Here is a 26,244-nt window from a genome sequence, read left to right as displayed (position 1 = left end):
CAATCCAATGTTCACTTTGTGCCACTGCCGGAGCGTGGGCGGCATCCCGGATCGCGTCTGGCGGACGCAGCCCGCGCAGGGAGGCGCGTTGCGGGCGGCAGGTGTTCCCATCGATGCGGCAGCCCTGCGCAGGGACCGGTTCCGCTCCCGGAAACGGGGCAGTCGTTGCCACGCAAGTGCTTGAAACTGAACTAGCCTGCCAAATCGGAGGCGTGGGAATTCGCGGTGCATGGCGGATGCCGCACGGCCAGGGGCCGGGAGTCACTTTGGGGCGCGGGTTATGGAGAACGGCGTGTGGCGGTGGATGGGGGTTCTGCTGGGGGCATTGTGGTCCGTGCTGGCGTGGGCGCAGCTCCCCGTGGGGGAGGGCCAGCCGGCCGGGGCGGCGCAGCAGGCGGTGGAGCTGAAGATCGCCAACCGCGGCATCATGGTGTTTCGCGGCACGGTGCTGGGGGAGACGCCTGCGCAACGCGTGGCGCGGGCCGAGGCGGTGATCTCCGGGGCACTGGAGGAGGCGGCGGAGCTTCAGGTCAGGCTCGATCCGATCCAGGACAGCTATCTCGTGCTTCTAGGGGACCGGCGGGCCTTCATCGTCACGCCGAAGGACCTGGGGCCGGCCGATGAATCCGTCCTGCAGACCGCCGAGAATGCCGCCGCGCGCCTGCGCCAGGTGGTGGCGGAAACCCATGAAACCCGCAGTCTGCGCACGCTCATCGTGGCAGCCGGGATCGCGGCGGCGGCCACGCTCGTGTATGTCGCGCTGGTGCGCCTGGTGTTCTACGCACGGCGCAAGCTGCTCGGCCTCGTCCCCAGGATGATGCGCAAGCACGCCAGCGGGCTGAAGATCGGCCATACGCCCTTGGTCGATACCAGCAACCTGTACCCGCTGATCAGCCGGCTGCTGGGCCTGGTCTGCTGGACCGTGGTCCTGTTGCTCAGCTACGAGTGGCTCAGCTTCGTGCTGCGTCGATTCCCCTACACCCGTCCGTGGGGCGAAAGCCTCAACAACTACCTGCTGGACCTCGGACGCTACCTGCTCGACGGCATCGTCGGAGCGATCCCGGGCCTGATCATCGCCCTGGCCATCTTCCTCATGGCCCGTGCAGTCAGCGGCTTCGTCCGGCGCATGCTGGAGCGCCTGGCGCGTCCGGGGAACATCAGCTGGCTCAACCAGGAAACCCTGCAGACCACCACCCGGCTGACGTCGCTGGCGATCTGGCTGTTCGCTCTCGCCATGGCCTACCCGTACCTGCCGGGCGCCCAGACCGAGGCCTTCAAGGGGCTCTCGGTACTGCTCGGCCTGATGATCTCGCTGGGCGCATCCAGCATGGTCGGCCAGGCCGCGGCGGGCCTGATCCTCACCTATACGCGCACGCTGCGGCCCGGCGAGTTCGTGCGGGTCGGCGAGCACGAAGGCACGGTGACCGAGCTGGGCATGTTCACCACCACCATCCGCACCGGCCTCGGCGAGGTGCTGACCATTCCCAACTCCACCATCACCGGCACGGTGACCAAGAACTACTCGCGGACGGTGCAGGGTGCGGGCTATGTGGTGGATACCACCGTCACCATCGGCTACGACACGCCGTGGCGGCAGGTGGAGGCCTTGCTGCTGGAGGCGGCGGCGCGTACGCCGGGGATACTGCAGAAGCCGGCGCCGCAGGTGTTCCAGACCGCGCTGTCGGACTTCTACCCGGAGTACCGTCTGGTGGCCCAGGCCATTCCCAGCGAGCCGCGCCCCCGCGCGGAATTGCTGAGCATGCTGCACGCCAACCTCCAGGATGTGTTCAACGAGCACGGCGTGCAGATCATGTCGCCGCACTACCTGGGCGACCCGGAAGAGGAAAAGTGGGTGCCGAAGGAGCGCTGGTTCACCTCTCCGGCGCGGGAACCGGAGCGGGGGGAGGATGAACGATGAGCGGGTTCGCTCCGTTCTCCGTGGCAGCGCCGGACATGTCGTTCACATCCGTCATATGAGGGGTTCGCGCGAACTCGTCAGTCGTCGTCCGGATGCTGGCGGTCGTCGTCCGCCGCCATGTTGGCGCCACCCTGGCCATGCAGCCTGCGGTGTTCCAGCGGAGTCATGGCGAACCAGCGCTGGTGTGCCCGGCAGAACGAGGCGGGGCGCAGGTAGCCGAGTTCACTGGCGATCTGCGCGACGCTCAGCGACGAATGCCGCAGCAGTTGTTCGGCCTGCCTCCGGCGGACCTGGTCCACCTGCTGCTCGAAGTCGACACCGTCGCTGGCCAGGCGCCGCTGCAGGGTCCTGGCATGCAGGCCGAGGATCTGGGCGACCTGTTCCAGGTTGCAGCGCTGCCTTGGCAACAGCGCCTGGATCTGTTGCCTGACCTCGGCCTGCAGGCCATCGGGGATGCAGTGGGCCTCCAGGTAGAAACGCACGATGCTGTGGAGCATGGCGTCATGCTGGGCGCAGGGGCGCTGCAGGTCCTCCGGGGTCATCTCGATGGCGTTGTGCTCCTGCTGGAACAGCACCGGGCAGCCGAAATAGCGCTGGTAGACCGCCTGGCTGGCCTGGGGCTGGTGGCGGAGCAATACGGTCCTCGGGTGGAAAGGGGCGCCGAGCAGTTCGGCGACTATCAGTCTGGCCTGCAGGACCGATTTCTCGACTATCTGCGGAATCTCCAGGCTGTTGGGCAGGGTGTTCTCGAAGTACAGCAGCACCCGGCCGTGCCGGCGCTCCAGGCGGTAGTGGATCGCCGTGCTGTAGAGGCGCATGTAGCGAATCAGCGCGACCAGGCCGTCGCCCACGGTCGGCGCCGACAGGGCCAGGTACTGCAGCGGACCGAGCAGCGTGGAGCCCTGGCGGGCCGCCAGCTCCAGGCCGAATTCCGGCATTCTCAGGGCCTGCGCGCTGCCCTCGAAGATCTGCACCAGGCTCTGGTAGGGGAGTTTCTTCTCGTAGTTGCCCACCACATCCAGGCTGATGCGGTGGGGCGCCAGGTGGTCACGTATCGACGCGCCATGCTGCGCGAGCAGTTCGCCGAACTGCAGGAAGGCGGTGCCGCGAATGCTGTCCATGTATTGGTCCTGTCCCGGGTGGAAGGGCCGGCTTCACGTCTGAAGCGCAAGTCCTTCCGAGTATGGCTGTAGATTTGGCTGATTTACGTGCGGAGCGATGAGTTGCCCGCCGGGGCCGGCCGCTTTTCGGCGTCGCCTGGCTGGCGCAGGTCGTTATTTTTGCTGTCACAAAATGCTTACGGCTAGCGGAAGAAGCGTTGCTGCTCTGGATCTCTACGGGCGGGAGAGGAGCCCGGGTGCACGGCAGGCCGCCCGGACTCCCTTTGCGTCAATTGCTCTTGAGCGTCTGGAATGACTTGAGCATGTCCGCCGCCCAGCCATCGAGCACGGCGCGGGCGTCCGCGGGCTGCATGACCTGGGAGGAGTTCTCCAGTTCCGCGCCGGGGGGGGAAAAGGGGACAGATTTATTTTCCTACTCTAATTTCGGCTTTCGCAGGTCAGAAGGCCGATAGCACAGTGTGCCAATCTCCCTGATCATTAACTCTCCAGGGGCTCCAGGAGGGATGCCGACATGCCAAGGATGGGACGAGTGCTTCTGCCCAACTATCCGCACCACATCGTTCAGCGCGGCCACAATCGACAGGTGGTCTTCGTGGAGCGGGATGATTATGAGCGCTATTTGCTGGACCTTCGAGAATTGAAAGATGCCTTCGGCGTCAAGGTCTATGCGTACTGTCTGATGACCAACCACGTCCATCTGCTGCTGGCACCGGGCGACTCTCTCGCCGGTTTAAGCCAGTTGATGAAGGCCCTGGCCGCCCGGATGACGCGCTACCGCAACCGCCTAGAGGGTCGCAGCGGCACCTTGTGGGAAAGCCGCTTCAAGTCCAGCGTTGTCCAGTCGGACACCTACCTGCTGGCATGCAGTCGATACATCGAGCTGAACCCCGTGCGGGCCCGGTTGGTTGCCCGAGCAGCAGACTACCCCTGGTCGAGTTATGCGCAACGGTTAGGGTCGGAACCGAGTTGGCTGGATGGCGATCCTTGTTTCGACGCATTGGGCGATACGGATGACGAGCGCCGCAGCCGCTATTGCGCTTATCTGGGGCAATCTGTCGACGATGGAGAGTTGAGCCTGATTCGTGAGGCTTTGCAAAGGGGACAGTTGACAGGTAATTCGCGGTTTGTGGCTGAGGTGGAGAGCTTGATAGGGTTGCGTATTGAGCGAAGAGGGCCGGGCAGACCCAAAATAGAGTAGAAAAATAAATCTGTCCCCTTATTTCTTGCTTATTTACTTATTTATATGTTTGAGAGGTTTGTATGTGGGGTTCCATAAGGCTGTCAGGTATTATCTTAGGAATAATTATGAGCTTTAATGCATATAGTGCAATGCAAATAGGTGGGCAGGCTTTAGACGATGAATTTTCGGACCCCAATTTGGTGGAGTTAATTGAGGCGGCAATGGTGGGAAAAATCGAAAAAGTTGCTGGCTTGGTAGCTCAAGGGGTTAACGTAAATGCCATTGGGGATAAAGGCACTACCCCATTGTTGTGGGTTCAGCATGCTAATAACTTGGCTGGAATGGAAGCTTTGCTTAAAGCTGGCGCCAATCCAAATCAAAAGACGGTCGGCGGTGTGTCCCCGTTGGTTTGGGCTGCCGGCGGTGATAATCCGGAACAACTAAGCTTATTATTAAGCCATGGTGGAAATCCGAACTCAAACGATACAGGAAAAATTGAGGATCGACCTCTTTCAAGAGCTGCAGCGCAAGGTAGGTTATCGAATGTAAAAATTCTCGTTTCTGCCGGGGCTGATGTTAATGCTCATGATTCCTATGAGCTAAACGCTGCGGCTCTTGCTTTTATGGTGACGGGCAATTTTGAAATTACGGCTTACCTTCTAGATAATGGTTATGACTACAACTTACAGCACTTGGCCAGGGCAGTCGAAATTCGGCAAGTTACCGAGACTGATAAGAAATACTGGAAAAATATAGTGATTGAAATGCTTAAGAAACGAGGAGTTACTTTCCCTGTGTACACTCCATGCTATCCACCTGGTGATGAGCGACGTATTGAAGGGAATTGCAAATAATAAATGACCGCAGGAGAAAAAGGCGGACTTATCTTTATAAGAGAAAAAGGGTGGATTTATTTTCTCTACTCTAAAATCAGTTCTGGGTCTTAAGTTATGGATTAAACATGTCTAAATTCTATAGGTTGCTCATACTTATGTTAACGCTATCCATAATGAACAGCTGTGCCGCTAGTCGTGAGGTGGGCGGGATGACGTCTCGGGATGCTTTTGATGACCCCCGAGTAGTGCAGATGGTTGAAGCTGCGAGCAATGGGGACTTCAAGGAGGTTGATGCGCAAATAAAGGCTGGGGCCAATGTAAATGCTGTTGGTAAAGAAGGAATTACACCGCTGATCTGGCAAGTCTACTTGCGTAATGTTCGAGCCACTGAGAAGCTTCTGCAGGAAGGGGCTAATCCAAATTATCGCGATGAAAAACACCATGCTTCTGCACTGTATCTCGCTGTCGATGCTGGTCGGGTAGATTTACTAGATATCTTGCTTCGCTACAAAGGTGATCCAAATTTATTAGGGCCACAAGGCGATAGTTTATTGCACAAGGCCGTCATGTCTTTTTGTCGGGACTGTGTTGAGTTGCTAGTTGAGCGAGGCGCGGATGTAAATATTGCCCGCGCAGATGGTGATACGCCCGCAAATGTTGCGGTTGGTATGGCCGAATTTGATTTAATAGTTTATTTTTTGGAGCATGGTTTACATGACAATCTCCAGGATTTAGCTTTTGACCTACAGAGTCGTGTTGTTCCTCCTGATTCTGAAGCGCAGCGCTTAAAAGATAAAGTAATTGAAATGCTCAAAGCGCGAGGCGTGCAATATCCTGACCCGCGCTACAGCCCACCCAAGCCGCCGCCAGGTTGGCAGTAATTGGGATGCCCGCGCCATGGTCACCGACCGCTCAGTCGGTGACCAGTAGTTGGATGAGATTTGCGAGAGGCTATTAACCAGAACAATTCCCCCCAGGGTTTGAAGGCACCAGCTAAAGGGATAGGCAAATTTATGAGTTTGGAGTTCATCACCAACCCAACCGAGTGGTGGGCAATTTTTTGGGGTCTCGTAGTTTCAGGTATCCTGAAATTCGTTACTCCGATAGTACTCAAATGGATAACCGGGAAGCTCCAAAGCACTAAAGGTAAGCTCCGGCTATGGGCGAGGAAACGCTTCAGAAAAACACTCAAGTATTTCAGGGAGTTGAACAGCGACGACATGCTGCTGGTCCGCGAAATTTCTCGTAGTACCGTTTACCTTGCCCTGTTTTTTATTTCAATTCTCTTATGGTTGGGCTCTTCGGTCTTTCTATTGGTATCTCGGCCGCATGCTCTAAGCATCATATGGATGGGAATCGGTGCTCTGCCGATATATACCTTCGAAATCATGTGGGTAACTAAGTCCGCATGGCTAGATGGGTACTTCAAGTACCGAAAGAAGAAGCGCTTACGCAAGATCAGTGCGCAGTGATCCGAAAGCCGAGATCCGCTACGAGTACGATGCCGTCGGCAACCGGCGGCGGGTGTGGAGCTACTACCACGACGGGGTCGAGGGCGCGAATACCACGCGGGATTACTGGTACGCCTACGACAGCATGAACCGCTTCGTGGTCAGCATGGGCCAGTTGTCGGGCGGGGTGCGTGGCACCTCGGCGGGCGACGCAACGGTGAGCATCGTCAAGGGCAGCAGCGGTGTGCAGCTCAGCTACAACGCCGCCTCCGAACGGGTTTCGGCGGTCTATGGCAGTGACGGCCACCGCGAGGACTACACCTACACCGCCGACGGCTATCTGGAAGACACCCGCATCGACGGGGTGCTGCGTGCGCGGCGCGTCAACGATGCGCTGGGCCGGGTCAGTGCTTACACCGAGTACAACAGCAGCGGCACAACGGCCTTCACCCGTACCAGCACCTACAACGACATCAACCAGGCCACCCAGCAGCTGGAATGGGACGGTGTCGCCAGCGGCAATTCCAAGCGCACCCTGACCTTCGACTACGCTGTCGGCGGCCCGCTGAACAGCTCCAGCCAGAAGGACGGCGCCACCACCGTCACAGCGGTTCCCATGCTGGCCTCACGGGACTGCCGTCGGGGGTATATCCCGGATTGATAAAATACGCCCACGACAGGAATGGAGCCTGATGGTGGTTCTTGCAGGGCAGCGAGGACGAGACTGGAGTCTACGGGCGGAGCATCGACAGCGGCGCTCGGGTGCGCGGCAGGCCACCCGAGCGCGCTGGCGTCAGTTGCTCTTGAGCGTCTGGAAGGACTTGAGCATGTCCGCCGCCCAGCCATCGAGCACGGCGCGGGCGTCCGCGGGCTGCATGACCTGGGAGGAGTTCTCCAGTTCCGCGCCGGCGCCCTTGCGGACCACCTCGGCCACCACCTGGTTGTTGCCGCCGTCGAGGAAGGCCGCTTCGGTGGCGATGCTGGTGTCCTGGTCGCGGATGCCGGTGGCGGCGCTGACGCCGGCGGCCACCAGGGCTATCGGGATCACCTCGTAGGGCTGCAGGCCCTGGGTCGAAGCGCTGACGGCGGTGATCGCCGGGCGCACCACCAGCACGCCCGGGCCGGGGGCGCTGGCCAGCGGCAGGGCCTTGGAGAGCTGCGTCTGCAGCGCCTGGTCATAGTATTGGGTGATGCCCTGCAGCGTGCTCGCCGGGATCTTCTCGGTGGGCTGCGGCTGCGGGTAGAACTGGCTGGGTTCGACGTAGACGCTGGTGAAGCGGCTGGAATCCACGCCAGGCTGAATCCAGCGCATGACTGGTGCCCCTGACGGCGACTTTTCTTCCTTCAGTGCGCTGTAGTCCTTGAGGAAGCCGGAATACTGCTCGGGCTGGACGTACTTGCTCGCGCAGCCGGATAGCGCGAGGGACGCCAGGCACAGCGATACCGCTAACGACTTCAACTTCATCGAGTTTCTCCTGATGGGTGGTTCTGCAGTAGGTGATGGCAGTGCTGTTGATGAATCGGTGCCGAGGGGCGGCGGCCTGGCCTCAGAAGCGCCAGGTCGCGCCGCCACCCAGGATGTGCAGCATGGCGTTGTCGTAGGTGCCGGAAAGAGTGGTGCCGGAGCGCGCCTTGGTCTGGTCCACGTCCATGTCGCCCAGCCAGACCAGAGTGTAGGCGAAGTGCAGGTCCAGGCCGTCGTCGAGGGCATAGTTGACCCCGGCCGCCAGGCGCCAGGCCTCGCCCATCGGGTTGTCCACGGTACGGTCATCGTCGTCCACCGCCGAGCTGTCGTAGCCCACGCCCATGCTCCAGCGCAGGCGGGGCGAGGACTGGTACTGCGCGCCGAGGGACGCGTGCCAGGTGTCCTTGTACTGGCGGTCGACGGTGCGGCTGACATCGACGGCGTCCGCGTCGACCTCGACGCCAATCTGGCCGAACTCGCTCCAGTCCTGCCAGCCGAGGCTGCCGAGCAGCTTCCATTGCGCGTCGAGATCGTGGGCGACACTGAACATCACGGTCTGTGGAACCGTCACGTCCAGTTCCAGCTTGTCGACGTCGGCGCGGCGCAGGGCGAGGTTGATAATCGGATTGGTGACGCCGTCCACGTCCGGGCTGTCGCTGAATTCCAGGTCGATCTTGCTGGTGTAGGCGAGGCCGATGCTGGTGCGGTCGTTGACCCGGTAAAGCAGGCCGATGTTGAAGCCGGCCGCGGTATCGGTGTCCTTGAATTCCAGCTGGCCGTCCGGGGTGTCGCGCAGGCCCAGCAGGTTGTTGTCGATGCCCACTTCGGTGCGGTAGTAGCCGAGCATGATGCGCGGACCGAAGCCGATGGACAGGTCGTCGGTGAACTTGTGGGCGATGGTCGGCTGGAAGGAGATGCCGATGATCGCCGCTTCCTGGGTGAAGTAGCGGCCGGCCCAGTCGTCGTCATAGTCCAGCGCCAGGCCGAAGTTGCCGTACATGCCGAAGCCGACGGCCGAGCGGTCGTCGATCTGGTGGCTGATGAACAGGCTGGCGCCGGGCAGGTATTCCAGGGCATTGCCGCCCTCGTTGCCGTCGAACTGGTTGGCGTCGTCACGGGAGAACCTGAGGTGGCCGAGGATCAGCTGGCCGTTGGCATTTATCTGGGTGCCACGCAGCTCGGTGATCCCGGCCGGGTTGTTCATCAGCACGCTGGGGTCGCTGGCCAGGGCGGCGGCGCCGGCACCGGCAAGAGCGGCGCTTTCCTGGCCGGCTTCGTAGAGCAGGTCGCCTCCGGCCCAGGCGTTTCCAGCCACCAGGCCAAGCGTGCAGGCCAGTGCGGGCAGATGGAGGGAGAGTGCGGGCCGGGGAGTGTACTTCTTCATGGCGCTTCCTTTGCTTGGCCGTCGATCGTGAGGCTCGGGGTTCGCCTGCTGCCGGTGCTGTGGGGCATGCCGCCTCTCTCCAGCTGTCGCGCGTGCGCGCGACTCTCCCGCAGTTGGTGCCTGACGTAGTCCAGCCTAGATGCTGGCCTTGGTTGTGCAAACAGCGGGACTTCACCCACTGGCAGCAGTGTTCTTTTTGCGACAGCCGCTTCCGGGATTCGCCGTGGCGCGCTGGGACATGCGGTCTACAGTTACCGAAACTCTTTCGGCATGGACGGTTGTACGGAGCAGGACCGCTCTGGCGCGCCACCGGCAGGGAAATCGATTCGAGACTCGGCGGCCACCGCAAGGAAAACCACAATGACCACACGAGAGCAGATCGTCGCCCTGGAGAAGCAGGTTGGGGGCTCGGTACTCGGCCAGGAGCAAACCATCCGCCACGTGCTGCTTGGCCTTCTGGCCAACGGCCACCTTCTTCTCGAAAGCCTGCCCGGCCTGGCCAAGACCCGCACCGTCAAGGCCCTCGCCAGGCACCTCGACGCGCGCATGAGCCGCATCCAGTTCACCCCGGACCTGCTGCCGTCGGACATCACCGGCGGGGAAATCCTGCAGCAGGTGGATGGCCAGAACCGCATCGAGTTCCAGCCCGGCCCGCTGTTCGGCAACGTGATCCTCGCCGACGAGATCAACCGCGCGCCGGCCAAGGTCCAGGCGGCGCTGCTCGAAGCCATGGAGGAACGGCAGATCACCGTGGCGGGCAAGACCCACCCGATGCCCGGCCTGTTCATGGTGCTGGCCACGCAGAACCCCATCGAGCAGGAGGGCACCTATCCGCTGCCCGAGGCGCAGATGGACCGCTTCCTGATGAAGCTGCAGATCGACTACCCGAAGGTCGAGGACGAGACCCAGGTACTGCGCCTGGTGCGCCGCGAGGAGCAGAAGGGGCAGGGCGGCGCCGCGCAGGAGCAGATGTGCCTGGCGCAGGATGAAATCTTCGCCGCGCGCCAGGAAGTCAGCGGGGTGTACGTCTCGGAAGCGGTCGACCGCTACCTGATCGACCTGATCAACGCGACCCGCCGGCCCGCCGACTACGACGCCGACCTGGCGCGCTGGATCAACGTCGGCGCCAGCCCGCGCGGCGGCATCAGCCTGGACCGCGTGTCGCGTGCCCATGCCTGGATGGCCGGCAACGACTTCGTTTCCCCGGACGATGTCCGGGCGGTACTGCACCCGGTACTGCGCCACCGGCTGCTGCTGTCGTACGACGCGGTTGCCGATGGCGTGAGCGCGGACCAGGTCATCGATCGCCTGCTCGACAAGGTGGCGATCCCGGCCTGAGGGGAGTCATGCCGATGCAAGAGAACCGGCCTGTCGCGGACGGCTTCATCTACGCCTCGCTGCCGCAGCTGATGGCGCTGGAGCACCACGCGCGCGGCCTGAGCTTCGTCTCGCGCCAGCCGCTGTCGAGCGTGCTTTCCGGCAACCATGCCTCGCGCCTGCGCGGACGCGGCCTGAGCTTCGACGAGTTGCGCCAGTACATTCCCGGCGACGACCTGCGCCAGCTCGACTCGCGCGCCTCGCTGCGCTTCGGCAAGCCGTTCGTGCGTACCTACACCGAGGAGCGCGACCGCCCGACCATGCTGCTGGTGGACCAGCGCATGAGCATGTACTTCGGCTCGCGGCGCAACTTCAAGTCGGTGACCGCGGCCGAACTGGGCGCGCTTTCCGCCTGGATGGCCTTCCATGCCGGCGACCGGGTCGGCGGCATGGTCTTCGGCGACGGCCGCATCGACCACATCCGCCCGCTGCGCAGCCGCGCCCGGGTCGAGGCGCTGTGCGCGGCCATCGTGCGCAACAACCAGGCGCTGAACGCCACCGGGCCCGACACCGAGGGTCTCGACCAGCTCGATCATGTGCTGCGGCGCTGCCTGGGTGTCGCCAGCCATGACCACCTGATCTGCATCATCAGCGACTTCTCCGGAGTGGGGCCGCAGACCCTGCACCTGCTGCGCCAGCTCAGCGCGCACAACGACGTGATCGCCATGCAGGTCTACGACCCGCTGGCGCTGAAGCTGCCGGAGCGCGGGCGGCTGCTGGTGACCCAGGGGGAACTGCAGGTCGAGCTGGAGATCGAGCGCCGCCAGGTGCAGAAGCCGCTCGGCGAATTCCTCTCCGGCCGCCTGAAGGACGTGGCCACGCTGCTGCGCCGCAGCCGCGTGCCGCTGCTGATGTTCAGCACGGGGGAGGGAACGCTCGAACAGATGCGCCAGGAGCTGGGACGGCTGGCCGGGAGTCCGCGATGAGCGCCAGGCCGGATATCTCCCAGCTGCAGGAGCTGCCTCTGCCGCCGCCGGTGGTCAGCTACGTTCCGCAGACGTGGGGCTGGCTGGTGCTGGCGTTGCTGCTGCTCGTCCTGCTGGCGGCGTGGCTGGTCATGCGCCGCCTGCGCTGGCAGCGCGAGCGCTACCGCCGCGAAGCGCTGCGGCGGCTCGACCAGTTGGCGCAGGATCTCGGCGACCCCGAGCGGCGCCTGCGCGCCTTGCGCGAGCTGCCCGAACTGCTCAAGCGGGTGGCGCTGTCGACGCCGCAGGCGCCGGCGGTCGAGCGCCTGGGCGGGGCGGAGTGGCAGGCGTTCCTGCAGCGCCATGGCGGCGCGCCGCTCCCTGCCGATTTCGCCCGGCAACTGGCGCTGCTCGCCTATGCGCCGGGAGAGCGCGTACTGGCCCTGGCCGACAGCGAGGTGCAGGCATTGCTGGGCACCACCCGCAAGTGGATCGAGGCGCACCATGTGGCAGCTTGACTACCCCTGGGTGCTGCTCCTGCTGCCGCTGCCCTGGCTGGCCTACCGCCTGCTGGGCGAATACCGCGAATCGCGCAGCGCGATGCGGGTGCCGTTCTTCGCCGTCATGAGCCGCGCGGTCGGCCAGGTGCCGGGCAGCGCGAGGGCGACGGGGGACCGCTGGCAACTGCCGCTGAACCTGCTGGTATGGGCCTTGCTGCTGGCCGCCTGCGCCCGGCCCGTGTGGGTGGAGAAGCCCATCGAGCGCGAGCGGCCGATCCGCGACCTGATGCTGGCCATCGACATCTCGCAGTCGATGGAAGCCACCGACTACACCGACGCCTCCGGCCGCCAGGTCGACCGCCTGAGCGCGGTGAAGAGCGTGGTGCGCGACTTCATCGCGCGGCGCAAGGACGACCGCATCGGGCTCATCGTCTTCGGTACCGGCGCCTATCCGCAGGCGCCGCTGACCCTCGACCACGCCAGCCTGCTGATGCTGCTCGACGAGGTCGGCATCGGCATGGCCGGGCCGAACACCGCGCTGGGCGACGCCATCGGCCTGACCATCAAGCTGCTGGAGAAGGCCGAGGAGCAGGAAAAGGTGCTGATCCTGCTCACCGACGGCAACGACACCGGCAGCGCGATCACCCCGGATCATGCGGCGAAGATCGCCAGGGAAAAGGGCGTCGTGGTGCACACCATCGGCATCGGCGACCCGCAGGCCAGCGGCGACGCGAAGGTCGACCTGCAGACCCTGCAGGACATCGCCCAGGCCACTGGCGGGCACTTCTTCCGCGCCGACGACAGCAACGCCCTGCAGGAGGTCTACGCCACCCTCGACCGGCTCACCCCGCACAAGGTGAAGACCTTCAGCCACCAGCCCAAGCGCGACCTGTTCTGGATTCCGCTTGGCGCGGCCCTGGTCCTGCTGGCCCTCTGCCAGGGCGTGGCCGCCCTGGCGTCGCGTTTTTCCGCCTCGTCGCGGCAGCAGACCGAGCCGGGAGCCTGAGATGGACATGGATTTCGGCGCCTTCCACTTCCTGCGGCCGCTCTGGCTGCTGCTGATCCTGCCGGGGGTGATCCTGCCGCTGGTGTGGTCGCGCCGCCACGATCTGGTCCGCCAACTGGACGGCATCGTCGCGCCGCACCTGCTGCAGAACCTGCTCATCACGCCGCGGGACGAGCAGCGCCTGCGTCCGGTGCACCTGCTCGCGGCGCTGCTCATCCTCGGCGCCGTGGCCGCCGCCGGGCCGACCTGGCAGCAGGATCGCCCGGCCTTCCTCGACAATCGCGCGCCGCTGATCCTGGCGCTGGACCTGTCGCCGTCGATGGACGCGACGGATGTTCCGCCGTCGCGCCTGGCCGCCGCCAGGCACAAGCTGCACGACCTCATCCAGCGCCGCGCCGGCGCCCGCACCGCGCTGATCGCCTATGCCGGCAGCGCGCACCTGGTGCTGCCGGCGACGGACGATCCGACGTTGCTGGATACCTTCCTGCAGTCCCTGTCGACCGGCCTGATCGACAGCGCCGGCAAGGATGCGCTGGGCGTCATCGACCAGGCCAGGAAGTTGCTGGAAGCCGAACGCTCGCCGGGCACCCTGGTGCTGCTCACCGATGGCGCCGACGCCAGCCAGTTCGAGCAGATCGGCAAGCGCCTGGAGGGCAGCGGCCTGCAGGTGCTGGTCCTCGCCGTGGGCAGCCAGGATGGCGGCGTGCTGCGTGACGAGCACGGGCAGCCAAGGGTTGGCAGCGACGGCCGGCCGCTGCTGGGCAGCTTCGACGCCGACGCCGTCAAGGCACTGGCCGATGCCGCCGATGCGCCGCTCGGCAGCCTGACGCTGAACGACGACGACCTCGACTGGATCGAACTGCACGCCCAGCAACACTTCGAGGCCACCAGCGGGGATGGCCGGCAAGTGCACTGGAAGGACGCCGGCTACTGGCTGTGCTGGCCGCTGCTGCTGATCGCGCTGTTCTGCGCGCGGCGCGGCTGGCGGGTGCACTGGCTGGCGGGGCTGCTGCTGGCCGTGGCGCTGGGAATGCCGGCCGCTCCCGCCCATGCCGGAGCGCTGGCCGATGCCTTCTTCACCCCCGACCAGCAGGGGCGCTGGGCATTCGAGCACCAGCACTATCCGCAGGCGGCGGCGCATTTCAGCGATCCATACTGGAAGGGGCTGGCCGCCTACCAGGCCGCGGACTTCGATGCCGCACTGGCCAGCTTCGCGCGTCTGGAGAGCGCCCCGGCGTACTTCTATCTCGGCAATACCTACGTGCGTCTGTCGAAATTCCCCGAAGCCATCGAGGCCTACCGCAAGGCGCTGCGCCTGCAGCCGGACTTCCCGCAGGCCAGTGCCAACCTGGCGCTGGCCGAGGCGCTGGAGAAGGATCGCGAGGACCAGCAGGAGGCCGGCCCGCCGGACGAGAAGGCCGACAAGGTGGACTTCGACAACAAGGCCGACAAGGGCAAGAGCGTGGAGCAGAAGACCGCGCAGGCGAGCTCGGAACAACTGTGGCTGGACAACCTGAGCACGTCGCCCGCGCGTTTCCTCAAGCGCAAGTTCCAGCTGCAGGACGCGGCGCGCAGGCAGCCGGCGGGAGGTACGCCATGAGGTGCCTGGCACTGCTGGTACTGCTGATGCTGTCGCTGGCGGCAGTGGCCGAGCCCGAGGTGCGGGTGCGCACCAGCCTGGTGCCGGCGGACCCGGTGATGGTGGGCGGCACCGTCCAGCTGCAGGTCGACCTGCTGGTGGATACCTGGTTCTCCACGCCGCCGCAGCTGCCGAAGCTGGAGCTGGATGGCGCCATGGTCTCTGCGCCGAGCGGCGAGGCGACCCACCTCACCGAACGCCTCGACGGCAAGACCTTCTTCGGCCTGCGCTACATCTACCGGATCGCTCCGCAACGGGCTCAGAGCTTCGACATTCCGGCGCTGGCCATCGAGGTCAATCCGGGGCAGGGCAGCGGTCCGCAGAAGGTCAGCAGCCAGCCGCAGAGTTTCGTCGCGCGGCAGGTCGCCGGGGCGGAGGGCCAGCAGCGGCTGGTGGCGCAGAAGGTCGAGTTCACCCAGCAGATCGTGCGTTCCCATGATCCGCTGCGGGTCGGCGACAGCGTCACGCGGCGCCTGAGCGTGCGGGCCGAGGGGGGCGAGGCGATGCTGATTCCGCCGCCCGCGTTCGCCCCCGTCGACGGCTTGAAGCGCTATGTGCAGACGCCCGCTGTCCAGCCGCTGGGCGACGGGCGCGGCGGCGTCATCGGCGGCTCGCGGGATGACGCCGCGACCTACGTAGTGGCCGAGAGCGGCCGGTTCCGCCTGCCGGCCATCGAACTGCAGTGGTGGGATGCCGGAACGGGGCAGGCACACAGGCTGTCGGTGCCCGAGGTGGCGTTCGAGGCCACGGCGGCGGCCGGCTACCAGGCGCCGTTTTCCATTACCGACGACCTGCGCGCGCTGGGCCGCAAGGCACGGGTGCATATCGCCGGGCACTGGCTGGTGCTGGCTGTCGTGCTGCTGGGCGGCGGCCTTGCCTGGCATTTCGGCCGGCCCTGGATGGAGCGCCTGCTGGATGCCTGGCGCCAGTGGCGGCAGCGCCGCCGGCAGGCCTGGCTGGATTCCGCGGACTTTGCCTGGCGCCAGGCCGGCGAGCAGCTTGCGGTGCGTCCGCCACGGCTGGACGGCCTCTACCTGTGGATTCGCAGAAGTACCGGCAGTCGCAATCTGCTTAGCCATTTCCAGCCTTTTTCCGTTGAAATTTCCGAACGTTTGCTAGCCTTTTTCAGAACTTGCTACGGCATGGGGCAGCGCAGGGAAGACGCGCCCGCCGAGCTGGCGAAGACGTTGCCCGAGCTTCGCCAGGCTGTAGTGGAGCAGCGAACGGATTCGCGGTCGCGCAAAGGTCTGAAGTCATTGAACCCCCGTGGCCGTTGAATCCCGATGGCCCGCGAACAGCAAGGATGTCCCATGTATCAGACACACCGCCCCCTTGGCGCCATGCGCTGGATTCTTTCACTGCTGCTGGTGCTGCCCCTGCTCGCACAGGCGGCGAACGAAGTCCTGCCATCCTGGAACGACGGGCCATCGCGCAAGGCCATCGAGGCGTTCGTCGGCGCGGTCACCACCGAGGGCAGCAAGGACTTCGTCCCCGTGGCGGAGCGGATCGCGGTGTTCGACAACGACGGCACCCTGTGGAGCGAGCAGCCGATGTACTTCCAGGTGCTGTTCGCCTTCGACGAGGTCAAGCGCATGGCCCCGCAGCATCCCGAGTGGAAGGAAAAGCAGCCGTTCAAGGCGCTGCTCGAAGGTGATCGCGAAACCCTGGCGGCCAGCGGCATGAAGGGGCTGCTGGAGATCGTTGGCGCCACCCACACCAACATGACGACCGAAGCCTTCAGCGCAAACGCCGAACGCTGGCTGGCCAGCGCCAAACATCCGCGCAGCGGCAAGCCGTACACCGAAATGGTCTTCCAGCCGATGCTGGAGCTGCTCGACTACCTGCGCGCCAACGGCTTCAAGACCTACATCGTTTCCGGCGGCGAAGTGGCGTTCATGCGCGTGTTCGCCGAGGAGGTCTACGGCATCCCGCCGGAGCAGGTGATCGGCACCACCTTCGCCAGCCAGTTCCAGGACAAGGACGGCCAGCTGTCGATCCTGCGCCTGCCGAAACTGGCGCACAACGACGACGGCCCGGGCAAGCCGGAAAGCATCGACAGCATCATCGGCCGCCGGCCGATCCTCGCCTTCGGCAACTCCGACGGCGACCTGCAGATGCTCCAGTGGACCATGGCCGGGAAGGGCAAGCGCTTTGCCGGGCTGGTGCACCACACCGACGGCGAGCGCGAATGGGCCTATGACCGCGAAAGCAAGATCGGGCGCCTGGACAAGGCGCTGGACGAGGCAAAGAGCAAGAACTGGGTGGTAGTGGACATGGCCAGGGAATGGACGCGGGTCTATCCGTTCGAAACGGCCCCCAGCAAACCCTGAAAGCCGCAGGGACACAGGGGATAACCAGCGAGCTGTCGGAATCTCCAGTGTGCGTAGTCGTGGAATTACGACATGTAACTGGAACGGAGAATCAGCTAATGAAGCGCACAGGAAGATGGTTATCGAGGTTCGCCCTGGCGGCGACCGCGATAGTGGGAGTCGCGGTTGCCAATGCCGCGGACAAGCCGAACATCCTGGTGATTTTCGGCGATGACATTGGCCAGACCAACATCAGCGCCTATTCGTTCGGCGTGGTCGGCTATACCACCCCGAACATCGATCGCCTGGCCAAGGAAGGCATGATGTTCACCGATTACTACGCGGAGAACAGCTGCACGGCAGGACGTTCCACCTTCATTACCGGCCAGGCGATCCTGCGTACCGGCCTGTCCAAGGTCGGCATGCCGGGCGTGCCGGTGGGCCTGCAGGCGCGCGACGTGACCATCGCCGAGGCGCTCAAGGCCCAGGGCTACGCGACTGGCCAGTTCGGCAAGAACCACCTGGGCGACCGCGACGAGTACTTGCCGACCAAGCACGGTTTCGACGAGTTCTTCGGCAACCTCTATCACCTCAACGCCGAAGAGGAACCGGAGCGCCCGTACTGGCCGAAGGACGACGAGGCCTTCACCAAGGCGGCCTCGCCGCGTGGCGTGATCAAGTCCAGCGCCGACGGCAAGATCGAGGACACCGGCGCGCTGACCAGCAAGCGCATGGAAACCATCGACGACGACACCACCCAGGCCGCCATCGACTTCATCGACAAGCAGGTGAAAGCCGACAAGCCGTTCTTCGTCTGGATGAACACCACGCGCATGCACGCCTTCACCCATGTGCGCGAGTCCATGCAGGGGCAGAGCGGCATGCCGGGCAACGACTACGCCGACGGCATGATCGAGCACGACGGCGACGTCGGCAAACTGCTCAAGGCCGTGGATGACCTGAAGATCGCCGACAACACCATCGTCCTCTATACCACCGACAACGGTCCGAACCAGTGGTCCTGGCCGGATGCGGCGACCACGCCGTTCCGCAACGAGAAGAACTCCAACTGGGAAGGCGCCTACCGGGTACCGGCGATCATCCGCTGGCCGAACCACATCAAGCCGGGCAGCATCGCTACCCAGATGGTCTCCGGCCTGGACTGGTTCCCGACCCTGCTGGCGGCCGTGGGCGACACCGACATCAAGGAACGCCTGCTCAAGGGTGCCAGCATCGGCGGCAAGAACTTCAAGGTGCACCTGGATGGCTACAACCAGCTGGATTACCTGACCGGCAAGTCCGACAAGAGTGCGCGCGACGAGTTCTACTACTTCAACGATGAAGCCGAGCTGGTGGGCATGCGCTTCGGCAACTGGAAGATCGTCTGGTGCGAACAGCGTGCACCGGGTGGCCTGCAGGTCTGGAGCGAACCCTTCACCTGCCTGCGGGTGCCCAAGCTGTTCAACCTGCGCATGGACCCGTACGAGCGGGCGGACATCGTTTCCGACCAGTACTACGACTGGCTGACCAAGAACGACTACCTGCTGTTCCAGGGTACGCAGAAGGCCGCGAAGTTCCTGCAGACCTTCGTCGAGTACCCGCCGAGCCAGCGTCCGGCCAGCTTCAGCATCGACCAGATCCGCCAGAATGTGGACAAGCAGATCGAAGAGAAGATGAAGAAGCAGTAGTCCTGTACCAACGTGCCGCTACTGGAAAGGCACCCATGACCCGCGACGGATCGGTCCGTCGCGGGTTTACATCGATCCGACAAGGTCCAGTCCGATGTCCTCAGCCGGAAGTTCGCCCCATATGCGCCCTCGCCGTGCGGTAGCAGAAGAGGCCCGTCCGCGGGCGCATTTGTCCATGCTGGTCCCCGCCTTGCTGATGTTCGCCTCCGGCGGCGCGGCCCTGGTCTACCAGGTGCTGTGGGTCAAGCAGCTTTCCCTGGTGGTCGGCGTCGAGGTGTACGCCGTCACCACCGCCATCAGCGCCTTCTTCGCCGGCCTGGCGCTGGGCGGCATGGCCTTCGGCCGCTGGGCCGACCGCCTGCGGCGCCCGGTGCTGCTCTATGCCGGGCTGGAAGCGCTGGTTGCACTTTGCGCCGTCGGTGCGACCCTGGCGCTGTCCCGTTCCGCCGGCCTGTTCGCCCGCCTCGAAGACCAGCTCGGCCTGCTGGCCTGGCTGCTGCCCTTCGTCCTGGTGGGGCTGCCGGCCTTCTTCATGGGCGGAACCCTGCCGGTGATGGTCCGCGCCTTGCGGCCGGCCAGCGGCCAGATGGGATCGGCCGGTGGCGGCCTGTATGCGGCGAACACCGCGGGCGCCATCGTCGGCACCCTGCTTGCCGCGTTCGTCCTGTTGCCCGGGCTGGGCGTACTCGGCAGCGCCTGGGCCGCCGCCGGGCTCAACCTGCTGGTCGCCGGCGGCGCCTTGCTTGCCTGCCAGCGGGAGCGGAATGCGATCCCGCTGGCACTGCCGCCCGCAATCGCGCGCTCCAGCCAGGCGCGTCTGGCCATCGCCCTCTACTGCCTGGCCGGCGGCGTGGCGCTGGGCTACGAGGTGGTGTGGACGCAATCCATCGTGCAGTTCATGAGCACCCGCGCCTTCGCATTCGCCGTGGTACTGGCGACCTATCTCACCGGCCTGGTGCTGGGCAGCGCCCTGTATGCGCGCCGCGCGGACCGGCTGCGCGATCCGTGGGGCCTGTTCGGCCTGCTGATCGCGGCGGCGGGCCTGCTGGCGCTGCTGCAGGTCGCCGGGCTCGGCCACTGGCTGGTGATCCTGCAGACCCGCGTGGAGTTCCTCGTCCTGCAACTGACCGGCAACGAACTGGCCGGCATGTGCGCGCGCTTCGCGGTGGCGGCGGGCTGCGTGGTGCTGCTGCCGACCACGCTGCTGGGCGCCGCGTTTCCGCTGGCGCTGCGTCTGGCGGTGGACAGCGAGCATGTCGGCCGCGATGTCGGCATGGTGGTGGCGCTGAACACCCTGGGCGGCATCGTCGGCGTCATGCTCACCGGCTTCGTCCTGGTCCCCGGCCTCGGCCTGGTGCGCACCTTGGCGGTGCTGGCTGGCGTGGCGGCGGTGATCGGCCTGCTGGCGATCTGGCGTGGGACGCAGGTCGGCAAGGGTGCGCGCTGGAGCGTCGCGCTGATCGGCCTTGCCACCCTTGCAATCAGCATATATATGCAGCCCGGCCATCTGGCGCAGCTGCTGCCCGGCGCGCGCAACGGGCAGATCACCTTCTATGAGGAAGGCCGCGGCGGCACCGTGGCAGTGGTGGAGCAGGGCAAGGGCAACCGCCAGTTCAGCCGCCTCTATATACAGGGGGTGTCGAATACCGGCGACGCCATGCCGTCGCTGCGCTACATGCGCCTGCAGGCATTGCTGCCGCTGCTGATCCATGGCGGCGAACCGCGGTCGGCGCTGGTCATCGGCTTCGGCACCGGCATCACCGCCGGCGCCATGCTGCGCTACGACGGCCTGCAGAAACCGGTGGTCGCCGAACTGCTGCCCGAGGTGCTTGCCGCCGCACCGCAATTCCACGGCACCTTCGATGCCATCCACGACCCGCGCCTGGACATCCGCCTGCGCGATGGCCGGCGCGAACTGCTGCGCAACGACGAACGCTACGACCTGATTACCCTGGAACCGCCACCGCCCTCGGCTGCGGGGGTGGTCAACCTGTACTCCAGGGACTTCTACCAACTGGCGGCCAGCCGTTTGGGGGAGGGCGGAATCCTCGCCCAGTGGCTGCCATTGCCGACCCAGAACGACGAGGACAGCCGCTCGCTGGTGCGCAGCTTCCTCGACGTATTCCCCTACGCCAGCATGTGGACCACCGAGTTCCACGAGATGCTGCTGGTCGGTTCGCTGCAGCCACTGACGCTGGATGTGCCACGGATCAGCCGGCGCTTCGAACAGCCGGAAGTCGCCGCCGCGTTGCGCGAGGTGGGTGTGGCATCGCCGCAGGCTTTGCTCGCCACCTGGGTGACCGACCGCGACGGGCTGCTGGGTTACGCGGGGGATGCCGAACCGGTCACCGACGACCAGCCGCGCATCGAATACGCCCCGTGGGTCCGCCCCCGGGAAATCGCCCGGGTATTGCCGACGCTGCTGGCATTGCGCCGCTCGCCACCGCTGGAAAATGCCGAGCCTGCCTTCCACGCGGCAGTCGATGACGAGTGGATGCGTTTGCAGCGTTTCTATTCGGTCAGCCTGCATGCCTACAGCGGCAACCGCGAGGAATGGGCCCGCCAGGCACGGCAGGTGATGCGCGAGGACGGCGGCAACCCGTATTACCAATGGTTCTTCGGGATGTAGGTTGGGCTGAGGTACGAAGCCCAACGGCATGGTTGCCGGCGATTGTTGGGCTTCGCTTCGCTCAGCGCCAACCTACGGTCCGCAACCCGCCGTGGTTGGGCTGGTTTCGTAGGTTGGGCTGAGGTACGAAGCCCAATGGCGTGGTTGCCGGCGATTGTTGGGCTTCGCTTCGCTCAGCGCCAACCTACGGTCCGCAACCCGACGTGGTTGGGCTGGTTTCGTAGGTTGGGCTGAGGTACGAAGCCCAACGGCGTGGTTGCCGGCGATTGTTGGGCTTCGCTTCGCTCAGCGCCAACCTACGGTCCGCAACCCGCCGTGGTTGGGCTGGTTTCGTAGGTTGGGCTGAGGTACGAAGCCCAATGGCATGGTTGCCGGCGGGTGTTGGGCTTCGCTTCGCTCAGCGCCAACCTACGGTCCGCAACCCGCCGTGGTTGGGTTGGTTCCGTAGGTTGGGCTGAGGTACGAAGCCCAACGGCGTGGTTGCCGGCGATTGTTGGGCTTCGCTTCGCTCAGCGCCAACCTACGTTAGCCATCCTTCGGCCTTTGCCATTGCTACGGCCTGGGTGCGGCGTTCCAGGCCGAGTTTGACGTTGATTCGCCGGGCGTGGGTCTTCACCGTGTGCAGGGATATGCGCAGGCGCTCGGCGATTTCGCGGTTGGAGCAGCCCTGGGCGATCAGTTCCAGCACCGCCGTTTCGCGGCTGCTCAGCGGCGAGTCCTGGCGGGTTTCGCCGTTGTCCACCGTCTCCATCTGCAGCAGCGCCTGCCAGCGCGGTTCGGCCAGCCGTTGCGCCAGGCAGTTGCCCAGCCAGTTGGGTTGGCGGCGCTGCAGAGCGCGCAGCGGTTGCGCCATGCCCAGCCGTTCGCACTCGGCCACGGCGCGGAGCAGTTCGCTGTCGGCCTCCGACGACAGGCCGGCGAGGCGCAGGGCTTCGGCGAGCAGCAGATGGCACTCGCCGCCGAGGCTGTGATAGCCGCTGCGCCGGCAGTCTTCCAGGAGGGTTCGCAGCTCCGCCACGGCATCGGTGGGTCGGTTGAGGCGCAGAGTGGCGGTGGCTCCGAGCAGGTGGGTGCGCAGGCGGATGTCGTAGAAGCCGAGCGGCGCGAGCAGGGACTGTTCGTCGAGCTGGCGAAGCACCTGGCGGACGCCGGTCAGCGCGCTCTCCGGATTGCCCTGCTCCAGGCACAGGCGCGCCTCGGACAGTTGCAGCACATCGCGGTAGAACACCTGGGGCACCTGCAGCCACTGCATCTGCCGCTCGGCCTTGCACAGCAGGTACTGGGCCTGGGCAAGATCGCCTTCGGCGATCGCCAGCAGAAAGCGTGAGAGGTAGCCGAACAGCAGATAGGCATCGGAACAGCGCTCGGCCGCCGCCACGCCGCTCTCCAGTTCCTCGCGGGCCTTTTCGTCGTCGCCGCGCAGGGCCAGCAGGAAGCCGCGCAGCAGGCGCAAGCGGGCCATCATCGGTCCCTGCTGGCCGCTGGCGGGCAGGTCCTGGAGGATCTGCTCGGCGAGGATCAGGGCGCGCTCGTGCTCGCCGCGCATGCCCAGCAGGTGGATGTTCTCGACGCTGAGCAGCGCCTCGAACAGCCGGTTGCCGTGCTGGCGCGACAGGCGCAGGCCTTCCTGCACATGGCCGCGTGCGGTGTCCAGGTCGCCTTCGGCCATCGCCTGCTGGGCCAGGCTCTGCAGGCAGAGGATGCGTTGCGCCCAGGAGTGCTCGTTCAGCGCCCCCAGAGCCTCCAGGCAATTCCGGCGGGCGCTGGGCAGGCCGCGCTGGCGTTGCAGCATGCCGGTCACGGTCTGGTAGTGCGCCAGCAACTGCTGCTGGCAGCGCGCGCTGGGCTGCGGGAGGAAGCGCGCCAGGTTCTGCAGGCAGGCGTCCACTTCGTCGAGCCGCGCGCAGATGATCAGGGCCCAGGCGTTGCGCAGGATCAGTTGCGGGCTGCCGGCGAACAGTTCGCCCGGGAGTTCTTCGCGCCATTGCAGGAATTGCCGGGCGCTGCGGTCGATCATGATCTGGTCGTTGCCGTAGCGTTGCAGCAGGCTGATCGCGGTTTCCGGCTGCTCGGCGTGCAGGGCGTGCTCCACCGCCTCGCGCACCTCGCCGCGGCTGGCGAACCACTGGCAGGCGCGCAGGTGTGCCTGCAGCGGCTTGCGGCGTCCGCCCAGGCGCTGCAGGACATTGGCCAGCGGGCGCCAGAGGCGGAACCAGTCGCCGCGGTTGTCCAGGTTTTCCAGGAACAGCAGGTCCCGCTGCAGGGCGTGCAGCGCGTCCACGCCGTCGCGGCCTTCCAGCAGGTGCTCGCAGAGCGCCGCGTTGAAGCGGGGCATGTGCGCGAGAATGTCCAGCGCCTCGCGCAGGCAGGCGGGCAGGCCGGCCAGCACTTCGCGTTCGAGGTATTCGGAAAGCATCGGCGTGCCGTCGGCGAGGCGCAGCTCCAGGTCGTCGGCGCTGCCGCCGAGCAGCAGCAGGCCGATGCCCGCCGGCCAGCCGGAGCTGTGCTCCAGCAGGCGTTCGCGGAGGTCGTCGGACAGCTCCAGCTCGCGTCGTTCCAGCAGGTGCGACAGCTCCCCGGCGTCCAGCGCCAGGGATTGCGCATCGACCTCCTGCAGTTCCCCCTGCAGCAGCAGGCGCGGCAGGTTCCAGGCCGGGCGCCGGCGTCCGCCGATCCACCAGCGCACCTTCGGCGCGCCGCGCTCCAGCAGGCGATCGAGGCAGTCGTCCAGTTCGGCGCAGGGCTGGCGCGGGTAGTCGTCGAGGAAGATCCACAGCGGTTGTTCGACATGCTCCAGCAACTGTTCCAGCCCGGCCTGCGCACCGCCGTCGCCGACGGCCATGCGCAGGATTCCGGCCAGGCGGGCGAGCAGCTCCTGCGGGGCGAGCGGCTGGCCGTGCAGGTCGAGCCAGATCACCTGTACGCCGGGCTCGGCCTGGCGCGCGCATTCGTTGAGCAGCACGCTCTTGCCGAAGCCGGCCGGCGCGCAGAGCAGGCTCAGCCTCTGCCCTCCGGCCAGCAGGCGCCGGGCCAGGCGCGGGCGGTCGATATGCCCGGCAGGCAGGCGCGGCAGCGGGTTATCCGGCTGGCGCGGCTGGGCGTTCGGATGGAGGACGTGGATCTTCTCGTTCTGGGACATCTGTCGGCTCCCGGTTGCGCGCTGATCAGCGACTGGAAAGACCACTGACGGCCTGGCGAGCGGCGTCCAGCGCCTGCTCGACGATCTGCTTCTTCCAGACGTCGGTGTCGACGTAGAAGGCGTTGCGCATGCGCCGCCGGATGGCGTTGCGGGTGCTCTCGTCGACCTCGGACTGGTTGCTCAGCCACTGGTCGCCGCGCAGCGCCCACAGCACTTCCTCCGACGGCACGGTGCCGTACTCCAGGCCGATGCCGGTGTACTCGGCCTGCGGGCACGCCTCGTAGGCCAGGTGCCACATGTTGCCGGCCAGTTCGGCGGAGACGCAGCCTTCCTCGTACAGCGAGGTCACGTCGTCGCCCCACCAGGCGCGGGCACGGGCCAGGCCGGCGGAATCGTCGCGGCGCGCGTGGGCGATGCGCTCGCCATGGCCGCAGGGGCCGAGGGCGGTGTGCAGGTCGATCCAGCCCAGGCGTTCGCAGCGGCTGGCATGTTCGTGCAGTACCGCGCGCAGGGTCAGGTTGCTCCAGGTCGGCGCGTTGCCGCCGTAGAACAGGCCGTCCGGATGCGTGTACTGGCCGCCGCTGACCGCCCGCTGGATCGCCGGCTGGCCGTGCTCGTCGAGATAGGCGTACAGCTCGTCGTCGGCCGCCGGCGACGGCCAGCTGTCCGGCACCAGGGCGCGGGCGAGCTGGTCGTAGCCGGGGTTCTCAGGCAGCTTCGAGAGGTCGCTGAAGTCCTGGAAGTTGCGGTTCAGGTCGACGTTCTCGTGGGTCCAGCGCCGCCACCAGGAGAAGCCCCAGGGGTTGATGGCGTGGATGTAGAGTAGCGCGACGCCGGCCGCTTCCGCCTGGCGATGGAATTCCGGGTCGGCGAGCAGGGCGAGCTGCACGCCGGAGCCGCAGAAGCCCTCGACGCCGTGGCAGGCGCTGCTGACGATGAGCAGCGAACGGGCATCGGCGGCGCCGAAGCGGGCGACGTCCATCGCCAGCGCCTCGCCGTGCATGCCGGTGAGCGGGTGCGGATGGCTCTGCACCGACAGGGCGGCGGCAAGGAACTTGTCGCGCGCCTCGGCGTAGGTCTGGGAAAAATACGCTGAAGGGTTCATGTGTTCAGCCCTCGCAGGCCTCTTTTTTCATGTAGAGGGAGCGTCGCGGCCGGGCGAACAGGCGACGGACCATCGGCTCGAAGGTTTCGATCGGCAGGGTCTCGCCGTCCGGGTCGAATGCCGGGTTGTCGTAGAGCTCGATGAACTCCGCGGTGCGCTCGTAGTGCGGATGGCCGGCGAACATGTCGCGCTTGTCGCGATCCAGGCCGACGTGGTGGAAGAAGTTGTGGCCCTGGAACACCGCGTGGTTTTCGATCATCCAGTGGTTCGCCCCGGAGACGAACGGCTTGAGGATCGCCGCGGCGATGTCGGCATGGTTGTACGAGCCGAGGCTGTCGCCGATGTCGTGGAGCAGGGCGCAGACCACGTATTCCTCGTCGCGGCCGTCGCGCAGGGCCAGGGTGGCGGTCTGCAGGCTGTGGTCGTAGCGGTCGATGGGGAAGCCGCTGTGCTCGCCCTTGAGCAGCGCCAGGTGGGCCAGCACGCGGTCGGCGAGGTTGCCGGCGAATTCGGTCATCTGCGGGGTGATGATCTCGAAGTCTTCCCGGGTGCTGTCTTCCATGCGCTTGAAGGTGGCCAGTTTCATGATGAT

General features: G+C 65.5%; 20 protein-coding genes and 1 pseudogene. 14 read left to right on the top strand and 7 right to left on the bottom strand.

Annotated elements, in window-relative coordinates:
- The first annotated feature begins 280 nt into the window (after positions 1-280).
- Positions 281-1,918 carry a mechanosensitive ion channel family protein gene (locus JFY56_RS01275; RefSeq protein ID WP_208311677.1) on the top strand — a complete coding sequence of 546 codons (1,638 nt, stop codon included), beginning with the start codon at positions 281-283 and terminating at the stop codon, positions 1,916-1,918.
- Between the two features lie 77 nt (positions 1,919-1,995).
- Here the strand turns inward: JFY56_RS01275 and JFY56_RS01270 are convergent, their stop codons facing one another.
- Positions 1,996-3,039, bottom strand: coding sequence for an AraC family transcriptional regulator (locus tag JFY56_RS01270; RefSeq protein WP_208311676.1), 1,044 nt, complete (start codon positions 3,037-3,039; stop codon positions 1,996-1,998).
- 268 nt (positions 3,040-3,307) lie between these two features.
- Positions 3,308-3,421: pseudogene (locus tag JFY56_RS24315) on the bottom strand (DUF3313 domain-containing protein); the annotation flags it as partial.
- Positions 3,422-3,550: 129 nt separating this feature from the next.
- Between JFY56_RS24315 and JFY56_RS01265 the strand changes: the two are divergent.
- The 4 genes from JFY56_RS01265 to JFY56_RS01250 all read left to right on the top strand — a co-directional run bounded on the left by JFY56_RS01265 (position 3,551) and on the right by JFY56_RS01250 (position 7,167).
- Positions 3,551-4,237, top strand: a complete 687-nt coding sequence (locus JFY56_RS01265; protein WP_208311675.1) for a transposase — start codon at positions 3,551-3,553, stop codon at positions 4,235-4,237.
- A gap of 107 nt (positions 4,238-4,344) precedes the next feature.
- Complete coding sequence (locus JFY56_RS01260; protein ID WP_208311674.1) at positions 4,345-5,073, top strand: ankyrin repeat domain-containing protein; 729 nt, start codon at positions 4,345-4,347, stop codon at positions 5,071-5,073.
- A gap of 107 nt (positions 5,074-5,180) precedes the next feature.
- Complete coding sequence (locus tag JFY56_RS01255; protein WP_208311673.1) at positions 5,181-5,936, top strand: ankyrin repeat domain-containing protein; 756 nt, start codon at positions 5,181-5,183, stop codon at positions 5,934-5,936.
- A 580-nt stretch (positions 5,937-6,516) separates the two neighbouring features.
- Positions 6,517-7,167 carry a hypothetical protein gene (locus tag JFY56_RS01250; RefSeq protein WP_208311672.1) on the top strand — a complete coding sequence of 217 codons (651 nt, stop codon included), beginning with the start codon at positions 6,517-6,519 and terminating at the stop codon, positions 7,165-7,167.
- Positions 7,168-7,299: 132 nt separating this feature from the next.
- On the opposite strand, the gene JFY56_RS01245 is transcribed toward JFY56_RS01250, so the two are convergent.
- Together JFY56_RS01245 and JFY56_RS01240 are read right to left on the bottom strand one after the other, a co-directional pair.
- Entirely contained in the window at positions 7,300-7,971 is a 672-nt protein-coding gene (locus tag JFY56_RS01245) for a DUF3313 family protein (protein ID WP_208311671.1), read from the bottom strand.
- 82 nt (positions 7,972-8,053) lie between these two features.
- Positions 8,054-9,355: an OmpP1/FadL family transporter gene (locus tag JFY56_RS01240; protein WP_208311670.1), complete on the bottom strand. Its 1,302-nt coding sequence runs from the start codon at positions 9,353-9,355 to the stop codon at positions 8,054-8,056.
- Between the two features lie 360 nt (positions 9,356-9,715).
- Here JFY56_RS01240 and JFY56_RS01235 point away from each other — a divergent pair, with 360 nt between their 5' ends.
- The 9 genes from JFY56_RS01235 to JFY56_RS01195 all read left to right on the top strand — a co-directional run bounded on the left by JFY56_RS01235 (position 9,716) and on the right by JFY56_RS01195 (position 21,408).
- Positions 9,716-10,693, top strand: a complete 978-nt coding sequence (locus tag JFY56_RS01235; RefSeq protein ID WP_208311669.1) for an AAA family ATPase — start codon at positions 9,716-9,718, stop codon at positions 10,691-10,693.
- Between the two features lie 14 nt (positions 10,694-10,707).
- Positions 10,708-11,658 carry a DUF58 domain-containing protein gene (locus tag JFY56_RS01230; RefSeq protein ID WP_208311668.1) on the top strand — a complete coding sequence of 317 codons (951 nt, stop codon included), beginning with the start codon at positions 10,708-10,710 and terminating at the stop codon, positions 11,656-11,658.
- On the top strand, positions 11,655-12,155 hold the full coding sequence (locus JFY56_RS01225) for a DUF4381 domain-containing protein (protein ID WP_208311667.1): 501 nt from the start codon (positions 11,655-11,657) through the stop codon (positions 12,153-12,155). Before JFY56_RS01230 ends, JFY56_RS01225 begins: the two co-directional genes overlap by 4 nt.
- On the top strand, positions 12,142-13,143 hold the full coding sequence (locus JFY56_RS01220; RefSeq protein ID WP_208311666.1) for a vWA domain-containing protein: 1,002 nt from the start codon (positions 12,142-12,144) through the stop codon (positions 13,141-13,143). Before JFY56_RS01225 ends, JFY56_RS01220 begins: the two co-directional genes overlap by 14 nt.
- A 1-nt stretch (position 13,144) precedes the next feature.
- A complete protein-coding gene (locus tag JFY56_RS01215) occupies positions 13,145-14,743 on the top strand; it encodes a VWA domain-containing protein (RefSeq protein WP_208311665.1) in 1,599 nt (532 codons plus the stop codon).
- Positions 14,740-16,059 (top strand): BatD family protein, encoded by a 1,320-nt coding sequence (locus JFY56_RS01210; protein WP_208311664.1) that lies wholly within the window; start codon positions 14,740-14,742, stop codon positions 16,057-16,059. The genes JFY56_RS01215 and JFY56_RS01210 overlap by 4 nt, the downstream gene beginning before the upstream one ends.
- Positions 16,060-16,092: 33 nt before the next feature.
- Entirely contained in the window at positions 16,093-17,112 is a 1,020-nt protein-coding gene (locus JFY56_RS01205) for an HAD family hydrolase (RefSeq protein WP_208311663.1), read from the top strand.
- Positions 17,113-17,210: 98 nt separating this feature from the next.
- Positions 17,211-18,779 carry an arylsulfatase gene (locus tag JFY56_RS01200; RefSeq protein WP_208311662.1) on the top strand — a complete coding sequence of 523 codons (1,569 nt, stop codon included), beginning with the start codon at positions 17,211-17,213 and terminating at the stop codon, positions 18,777-18,779.
- A 121-nt stretch (positions 18,780-18,900) separates the two neighbouring features.
- The gene (locus JFY56_RS01195; protein ID WP_408004369.1) at positions 18,901-21,408 is read left to right on the top strand and encodes a fused MFS/spermidine synthase; all 2,508 of its coding nucleotides are present in this window, start codon (positions 18,901-18,903) and stop codon (positions 21,406-21,408) included.
- A gap of 520 nt (positions 21,409-21,928) precedes the next feature.
- Here the strand turns inward: JFY56_RS01195 and JFY56_RS01190 are convergent.
- The 3 genes from JFY56_RS01190 to JFY56_RS01180 are packed head-to-tail and all read right to left on the bottom strand — an operon-like array spanning position 21,929 to position 26,238.
- Positions 21,929-24,547, bottom strand: a complete 2,619-nt coding sequence (locus tag JFY56_RS01190; RefSeq protein WP_208311660.1) for a LuxR C-terminal-related transcriptional regulator — start codon at positions 24,545-24,547, stop codon at positions 21,929-21,931.
- Positions 24,548-24,572: 25 nt separating this feature from the next.
- Complete coding sequence (locus tag JFY56_RS01185; protein ID WP_208311659.1) at positions 24,573-25,652, bottom strand: M14 family metallopeptidase; 1,080 nt, start codon at positions 25,650-25,652, stop codon at positions 24,573-24,575.
- Positions 25,653-25,656: 4 nt separating this feature from the next.
- The gene (locus tag JFY56_RS01180) at positions 25,657-26,238 is read right to left on the bottom strand and encodes an HD domain-containing protein (protein ID WP_208311658.1); all 582 of its coding nucleotides are present in this window, start codon (positions 26,236-26,238) and stop codon (positions 25,657-25,659) included.
- Positions 26,239-26,244 lie beyond the last annotated feature (6 nt).

This window comes from Pseudomonas schmalbachii (assembly GCF_017589465.1).
GTDB classification, from domain to species: domain Bacteria; phylum Pseudomonadota; class Gammaproteobacteria; order Pseudomonadales; family Pseudomonadaceae; genus Pseudomonas; species Pseudomonas schmalbachii.
This window is presented reverse-complemented; position numbering and strand designations above follow the sequence as displayed.

Coding starts and splice junctions, on each gene's coding strand:
- JFY56_RS01275 (WP_208311677.1), top strand. CDS start 281: ATGGAGAACGGCGTGTGGCGGTGGATGGGGGTTCTGCTGGGGGCATTG.
- JFY56_RS01270 (WP_208311676.1), bottom strand. CDS start 3,039: ATGGACAGCATTCGCGGCACCGCCTTCCTGCAGTTCGGCGAACTGCTC.
- JFY56_RS01265 (WP_208311675.1), top strand. CDS start 3,551: ATGCCAAGGATGGGACGAGTGCTTCTGCCCAACTATCCGCACCACATC.
- JFY56_RS01260 (WP_208311674.1), top strand. CDS start 4,345: ATGAGCTTTAATGCATATAGTGCAATGCAAATAGGTGGGCAGGCTTTA.
- JFY56_RS01255 (WP_208311673.1), top strand. CDS start 5,181: ATGTCTAAATTCTATAGGTTGCTCATACTTATGTTAACGCTATCCATA.
- JFY56_RS01245 (WP_208311671.1), bottom strand. CDS start 7,971: ATGAAGTTGAAGTCGTTAGCGGTATCGCTGTGCCTGGCGTCCCTCGCG.
- JFY56_RS01240 (WP_208311670.1), bottom strand. CDS start 9,355: ATGAAGAAGTACACTCCCCGGCCCGCACTCTCCCTCCATCTGCCCGCA.
- JFY56_RS01235 (WP_208311669.1), top strand. CDS start 9,716: ATGACCACACGAGAGCAGATCGTCGCCCTGGAGAAGCAGGTTGGGGGC.
- JFY56_RS01230 (WP_208311668.1), top strand. CDS start 10,708: ATGCAAGAGAACCGGCCTGTCGCGGACGGCTTCATCTACGCCTCGCTG.
- JFY56_RS01225 (WP_208311667.1), top strand. CDS start 11,655: ATGAGCGCCAGGCCGGATATCTCCCAGCTGCAGGAGCTGCCTCTGCCG.
- JFY56_RS01220 (WP_208311666.1), top strand. CDS start 12,142: ATGTGGCAGCTTGACTACCCCTGGGTGCTGCTCCTGCTGCCGCTGCCC.
- JFY56_RS01215 (WP_208311665.1), top strand. CDS start 13,145: ATGGACATGGATTTCGGCGCCTTCCACTTCCTGCGGCCGCTCTGGCTG.
- JFY56_RS01210 (WP_208311664.1), top strand. CDS start 14,740: ATGAGGTGCCTGGCACTGCTGGTACTGCTGATGCTGTCGCTGGCGGCA.
- JFY56_RS01205 (WP_208311663.1), top strand. CDS start 16,093: ATGTATCAGACACACCGCCCCCTTGGCGCCATGCGCTGGATTCTTTCA.
- JFY56_RS01200 (WP_208311662.1), top strand. CDS start 17,211: ATGAAGCGCACAGGAAGATGGTTATCGAGGTTCGCCCTGGCGGCGACC.
- JFY56_RS01195 (WP_408004369.1), top strand. CDS start 18,901: ATGCGCCCTCGCCGTGCGGTAGCAGAAGAGGCCCGTCCGCGGGCGCAT.
- JFY56_RS01190 (WP_208311660.1), bottom strand. CDS start 24,547: ATGTCCCAGAACGAGAAGATCCACGTCCTCCATCCGAACGCCCAGCCG.
- JFY56_RS01185 (WP_208311659.1), bottom strand. CDS start 25,652: ATGAACCCTTCAGCGTATTTTTCCCAGACCTACGCCGAGGCGCGCGAC.
- JFY56_RS01180 (WP_208311658.1), bottom strand. CDS start 26,238: ATGAAACTGGCCACCTTCAAGCGCATGGAAGACAGCACCCGGGAAGAC.